Source organism: Methylorubrum podarium, assembly GCF_022179745.1.
GTDB classification, from domain to species: domain Bacteria; phylum Pseudomonadota; class Alphaproteobacteria; order Rhizobiales; family Beijerinckiaceae; genus Methylobacterium; species Methylobacterium podarium.
In genome coordinates, this window is the sequence record NZ_BPRD01000153.1 from 1 (window position 1) to 5,398 (window position 5,398).

Genomic DNA, 5,398 nt, shown 5'->3' on the forward strand with positions numbered 1-5,398 from the left:
CCGCCGAGCGGCTCGCCGGGCTCCTCGACGCCCATCGAACGGTCGAGCGCATCCACCTCACCAGCGAGGGCGGTCTGGTCGATGAGGGCGCGGCCATCGGCGCGCTGATCGCGGAACGCCGCCTCGTCACCTACGTGCCGGATTACTGCGTCTCCGCCTGCACCCTGGCCTTCGTGCGCGGGCGCGAGCGGCTTGTCCTGGCGGATGCGCGGCTCGGCTTCCACGCCCCCTACGAGACCGACTCGGTCGGCAGCGAGTTCGCCGTCGACAGCGCGCCCGAGCGCGCCGCCTACCTTGCCGCGGGCGTGCGGGCCGACTTCGTCGATGCCGCCCTCACGATCCGGCCGGACGACCTGATGATCCCCGACGCCGACACCCTGGTGAAGGCCGGTGTCGCCACCGGCATCGTCGATGCCTACCGCTTTCCCGACTCCACCCTCGACGACGGCGACACGCCCGAGCGGGTCCGCCGTGTGATCCTGCACGACGTGCCGCTGCTGGACGCGGTGGAGGCGGGTGCGCCGGGCACCGTCGCGCCGATCGCGGCGTGGTATCTCGACGGCTACCACCGGGGCCGCCCGGAGGGGGAGGCGGTGGACGGCGTCCGCCGGATGGCCGCCCACGCGGTGGCGCGAAGCCTCGCCGACGCCGATCCCGCTGCCCTGGACGAACTCGGCCGGATGATCCTGCGGGCGATGCAGCGCCCGAATCCGGACCGGGCGCGGGTCTGCGCGGCGGCCAGGGAGGGGGCGGGCGCCGTGCTGACGCGGCCACGGCTCGACCGGACACAGCTCGCCGCCGGCCGCGCGATCCTCGCGCGCGCCCTCGGATTGAGGCCCGCGGAGGATCCCTCGAAGCGGGCCGCCGTCGAGGCCCTCGCGGCGACGGGGTCGGCGGCACCGGTCCCGGGACGCGGCTGCTCGGCCCTGCGAAAAGCCTTCGCGGCCGCCCTGGCGCGTCCCGTGCCGGACTCGGCACAGGCCCTGCGCCCTCTCCTGTTCCCGGCGCCGCCGGCACGCCTGCGGCCGCCGCTCGAAGCCTCCGCGCTGCCGCCGTGATGCTCCGAGCCGCGTCGCGATTGTCGCGATGAGGCACGGACGGCCGAGCATCGTCCCGAAAGGCGGCCGCCGGCTTCCGGGAAAATGACGAGGCAAAACGGAAGGCGAGCGCCGCTCAATGCACCTGCCGGCCGCTGCCGCGAAGACGGCGGGCGAGTTCGTGACCGATCTCGACGGCGACCTCATCGACCAGACGGGCCAGCGGCGGATTGCGCAGGCCCGCCACCAGACCCTTCATCGCGGCCGCGTGGTCGGCGAGGCGGTTGGCCTGCCGCTGGGCCTGGTCCGTCTCCGAACCGACGGGGCGGCGCTCCTCCGTCAGGTCGAAGGCGAGCCCCTGCGTCGTCCGCGCGCCCGTGCCGGGATCGCGCCGGCATCGTCCCATCAGGCGCAGCCAGCGCACGCCCTCCGGCCCGGGGCGGGTGCGGAACTCCGCCTCGAAGGGACGCCCATCCTCGACCGCCGCCCGCAAGACACTCTCCAGGCGGAGGGCGTCCTCGGCCTCCACCGCCGCGAGAGCCAGCGTCAGGGGTGCCCCGCCCGCGGCCTCCCCCGGCACGCCGAGCAGCCGTGCCAGGATCGGCGAGAGCGCGAGACGGTTCGTCGCCGGATCATGGGCCCAGGCCCCCAGGCAGGCGGAACCGGCGAAGGCGGAAGGAAGGTCAGGTTCAAAAGCCGTCATCTCGGGGTACCGGCAGATGGTCTCCGGGCACGAACGGCCGCAGTTCGGGGCTCATCGGCGAGCCGCGGATTCACCCGACCGGAGCAGCATTTGGCGCCGCACCGGATCCTGAAAAGCAATCTGAGGTGAATTTATACGGCCGAACCAGCCTTAAGTTATGTTAAGCCGACTCTGCCGACCTCGTAAAGAGCCCAGGTGGCACCGCCACAAAAAACCAACCTCAAGTGAACACAGTGACGGGCGGCAGCCGACTCACCTTTAACGGCCGGTTAACCATGTTGGGCGAAATCCGGGATCTGGGCATCCCGGCATCACAGGACCGGACCGCCCGAAAGACCGAGAACGGTGGGGTGGCCGGCATGAAAGCGATCACGTTCGTCACGCAGAAGGGAGGCAGCGGCAAGAGCACCCTGTGCATCTCGCTCGCGGTCGCCGCGCAGGAAGCCGGACACGCGGTCTGCATCCTGGAGATGGACCGGCAGGCCACGATCACCGACTGGCTCGATCACCGCACCGCCGACGGCCCCGAGGTGGCGCAGATCGACGCCACGCAGATCGACCTCGTGATGGAGCGGCTGGCCGAGTCGTCCTACGACTACGTGTTCATCGACACCCCCGGCGTCGATTCCAACGGCACGCTCTCGGCGATCCGCGCGGCGGATCTGTGCATCATCCCGTGCCGGCCGACCCCCGCCGACCTCCGTGCCTTCAAGCCGACGCTCGCCGCCGTCTACCGCCTGGAGAAGAAGTTCGCCTTCGTCCTGAACCAGACCCCGCCGCGCTCCTACCGCATCCGCGACGCCGCCGACGGCCTGGCGGTGCTCGGCATCCTGCCCGACGTCAACATCGTGGCGCGCAACGACCACCAGGACGCCATCGGCGTCGGCCAGGGCGTCACCGAGTTCAACCCGAAGGGCCAGGCCGCGGGCGAAGTGCGCCGGCTCTGGAGCTGGATCGAGCGCCGCATGCAGGCGACGGGGCAGCGCCCGAGCAAGGCCGCGGCGACGGGCAAGGACGCGAGAAAGCATGTCAAGGCCGCCTAAGCTCGACCTCGCCTCGATCGTCGCCGCCGCCGGCCCGGCCAACGGGCCGCGCAAAGGCGGGGCCCGACCGGCCGCGAAGGCGAACAAGCCCTCGGGTGCGGAGATCGTCCAGCTCGACCTCGCGGCGTCGCCCCCGCTCTCCGCGCGGGCCGGGACGCTCAAGGAGCGCGCCAAGCAGATGTCGGTCTATCTGGAGCCCCCGGTCTACGACCAGCTCCGGGATCTGGCCTACGCCGAGCGCACCAAGATGCATGCCCTGATGCTTGAAGCGCTCGACCTGCTGTTCAAGCAGCGCGGAGCCCGCTCGATCGAGCAGGTGCTGGGCGAGAACCCGCGCTGAGCTGCGCGCGGCGCCCAGACGGGTGCGGAGCGCGTCCGCACCGCGCCGTCCCTTCCTCGGTCCGGGAACGGCTTGCCGGACCTCGCTCGCCCGCGGTGTCCGCTCGCTCGCGGCGCCAACGCGCCGTTCAGCCTTCCTTTACCGCGTCCGGACGATCCTCTGGGGACGGCCGGGCGTCTTCCGGTCGGGCGTAGCGTGATCTCCCGAGACCCAGCTTTCCGCGGTCTCGCGGGAGCCTGTGGCGTAGGCGGGGAGCGGGCGGGCGACATGACCCATGTCATGCCACGGGATTTGGCGCGGGGCGGGAAGACCCCGGAGGATCCGGCGCGCGGCGCGCGGCCGATCCTGCGGCCGGCCCTGCAGCTCTTGGCGGTCTGCGCGGTCGCGCTGACCACCGCCAACTGCGCCAACAACCCGGCCAAGCTCGCGGGCGCCGGATCCTCGTCGGGCAACGGGGTCGATCCGAAATACGGCGTGAAGGCGAGCCGCCGCCTCTACAACGAGGGCGACGTGATCCCGAAGGGCGGCGGACGGCGCTTCTCGGGCAAGCCCTACGTGGTGGCGGGCAAGACCTACGTCCCGCGCGAGGACGCCCGCGGCTACGTCCGCGAGGGCCTCGCCTCCTGGTACGGCAGCGCCTTCCACGGCCGCGTCACCGCCAACGGCGAGGTCTTCGACCGCCACTCCATCGCCGCCGCGCACCCCACCCTGCCGCTGCCGAGCTATGTCCGGGTGACCAACCTCGACAACGGCCACTCGATGATCCTGCGCGTCAACGACCGCGGCCCCTACCATGCCGGCCGCCTGATGGACGTGTCCGAGGAGGCGGCCCGCGCCCTCGACTTCCACCGCAGGGGCACGGCGCGGGTGCGGGTCGAGTATGCCGGAAAGGCCTCGATCGCCGGCAGCGACGACCGCAAGCTGCTCGCGACCCTGCGCACCGACGGCAGCCCCGCCGCGATCGGGCGCGCGCCGGTCATGATGGCCGATCTCGGTCCCTCCGAGCCCGATCCCGCGCCCGAGCGGCTCGAACGTGCCTCCCGCGCGCTCGCCTTCCGCCCGGTGGGCGAGCGCGACGACGACGCGCCGGAGAGCGCGAGCCCCGCAACCCGCCCGACCCGGCCCGCGCCGGTCGTGCTGGCGAGCGCCGCGGTCGCCGTGCCGGCGGCCCTGCAGCCGACCGCCGCCCGCACCGCCCCGTTCCGCCCGGTGCCGGTGGCGCTCGCCGCCGCACCCGCCCACAACGCCGTCGCCAAGCCTGCAGCCGCCGAGCCGCGGCGCATGGTGGCCGAGGCCGGTCGCGCCGCGCCCCCGGCCCGGCACAAGGAGGCGCCGCTCCCGGTCACGCCGACGCGCCTGGCCTCCGCGCCGGCCAAGGGCACGGCCATGCCGATCCACACCGCGCAGGCGATGCCGATGAAGGCCGGGGCAACGAAGGCGTCACCGGTCCAGCAGGTCGCGGCCAAGGGCGAGATCAAGGGCGAGATCAGGGGCGCGTTCAAGCCCGCCGGCCGCGCCGGAGCCGCCGAACCGGCCCCGCGCATGGCGGCCATGCCCGCCACCTCGAAGCAGGCGATCGCCAAGCTCGCCGGCGCCGCCCCGGCACCGGGCGCCAAGGCCGCCGCGAAGCCCGCCGCCAAAACGGCCGTCGCTCAAAGCCCCGGCCCGTCCGGAGCCAAGCCGAGGCGCTCGCAGGTGGCGGCGGCGAACTGACGCCGCCGCGATCGAGCCGGCCTCCGGACGCGGCGGCCGGGAGCGCCTACTCGGCCTTGGCGTTCACGTCGAGCTTGTCGAGGACCGCCGCCGGGGTCGGGGCGGTGCTGACATCGACCATGCCGAGGCCCTCGCCGTTCTTCGCCTTGGCGCTGATCGAGAGGATGCCGGGCTTGGCCACGAACTTGCCCATCGCCGCGCCGATCGCCTTGGCGGCGGCCGAGTTGCCGAGGATCACCGGCACGCCGATCACGCTCGCGGTGACGTATTCCTTGCGCAGCTCGTCCGGCTTGAGGCTCAGCACCTTCGCCTGGGCGTCGATGAAGCGCTCGAACAGGCCGCCATTCTCCAGCGTGAGGTCCAGCGCCTTCGCGGTGGCCGAGAGCATGGCGAAGCCCGAGACCGCGGCGTCGGGATCGAACACTTCGGGGCCGATGCCGCCGAGCGTGGCGTTGAGATGGAGGCGGCCCATATCCTTGCCGGAGAGCGACAGCTCCTTGAAGCTCAGCTCGCGCTTGTCCTCGTTCCAGGCGGTGTCGGCCGTGGCGTCGAGGTCGAGGTC

6 protein-coding genes are annotated in these 5,398 nt (G+C 72.8%); 4 read left to right on the forward strand and 2 right to left on the reverse strand.

Annotation, left to right across the window (positions count from 1 at the left end):
- The coding region (locus MFF42_RS07995) for a hypothetical protein (RefSeq protein WP_238255265.1) at positions 1-1,058 on the forward strand (1,058 nt) is incomplete at its 5' end.
- Between the two features lie 115 nt (positions 1,059-1,173).
- Here MFF42_RS07995 and MFF42_RS08000 read toward each other — a convergent pair.
- Positions 1,174-1,740, reverse strand: a complete 567-nt coding sequence (locus MFF42_RS08000; RefSeq protein WP_238255266.1) for a hypothetical protein — start codon at positions 1,738-1,740, stop codon at positions 1,174-1,176.
- Between the two features lie 359 nt (positions 1,741-2,099).
- Between MFF42_RS08000 and MFF42_RS08005 the strand changes: the two genes are divergently transcribed.
- The 3 genes from MFF42_RS08005 to MFF42_RS08015 all read left to right on the forward strand — a co-directional run bounded on the left by MFF42_RS08005 (position 2,100) and on the right by MFF42_RS08015 (position 4,836).
- Entirely contained in the window at positions 2,100-2,783 is a 684-nt protein-coding gene (locus MFF42_RS08005; protein ID WP_238255267.1) for a division plane positioning ATPase MipZ, read from the forward strand.
- Entirely contained in the window at positions 2,767-3,123 is a 357-nt protein-coding gene (locus tag MFF42_RS08010; RefSeq protein ID WP_238255268.1) for a ribbon-helix-helix domain-containing protein, read from the forward strand. Before MFF42_RS08005 ends, MFF42_RS08010 begins: the two co-directional genes overlap by 17 nt.
- Before the next feature lie 267 nt (positions 3,124-3,390).
- Positions 3,391-4,836 carry a septal ring lytic transglycosylase RlpA family protein gene (locus MFF42_RS08015; protein ID WP_238255269.1) on the forward strand — a complete coding sequence of 482 codons (1,446 nt, stop codon included), beginning with the start codon at positions 3,391-3,393 and terminating at the stop codon, positions 4,834-4,836.
- Between the two features lie 46 nt (positions 4,837-4,882).
- Here the strand turns inward: MFF42_RS08015 and MFF42_RS08020 are convergent.
- On the reverse strand, positions 4,883-5,398 hold a 516-nt coding region (locus MFF42_RS08020), incomplete at its 5' end, for an aq_1923 C-terminal domain (protein ID WP_507763105.1).

Excerpts from the sequence above, each read along its gene's own strand:
- MFF42_RS08000 (WP_238255266.1), bottom strand. The coding sequence starts at position 1,740 with ATGACGGCTTTTGAACCTGACCTTCCTTCCGCCTTCGCCGGTTCCGCC.
- MFF42_RS08015 (WP_238255269.1), top strand. The coding sequence starts at position 3,391 with ATGACCCATGTCATGCCACGGGATTTGGCGCGGGGCGGGAAGACCCCG.
- MFF42_RS08010 (WP_238255268.1), top strand. The coding sequence starts at position 2,767 with ATGTCAAGGCCGCCTAAGCTCGACCTCGCCTCGATCGTCGCCGCCGCC.
- MFF42_RS08005 (WP_238255267.1), top strand. The coding sequence starts at position 2,100 with ATGAAAGCGATCACGTTCGTCACGCAGAAGGGAGGCAGCGGCAAGAGC.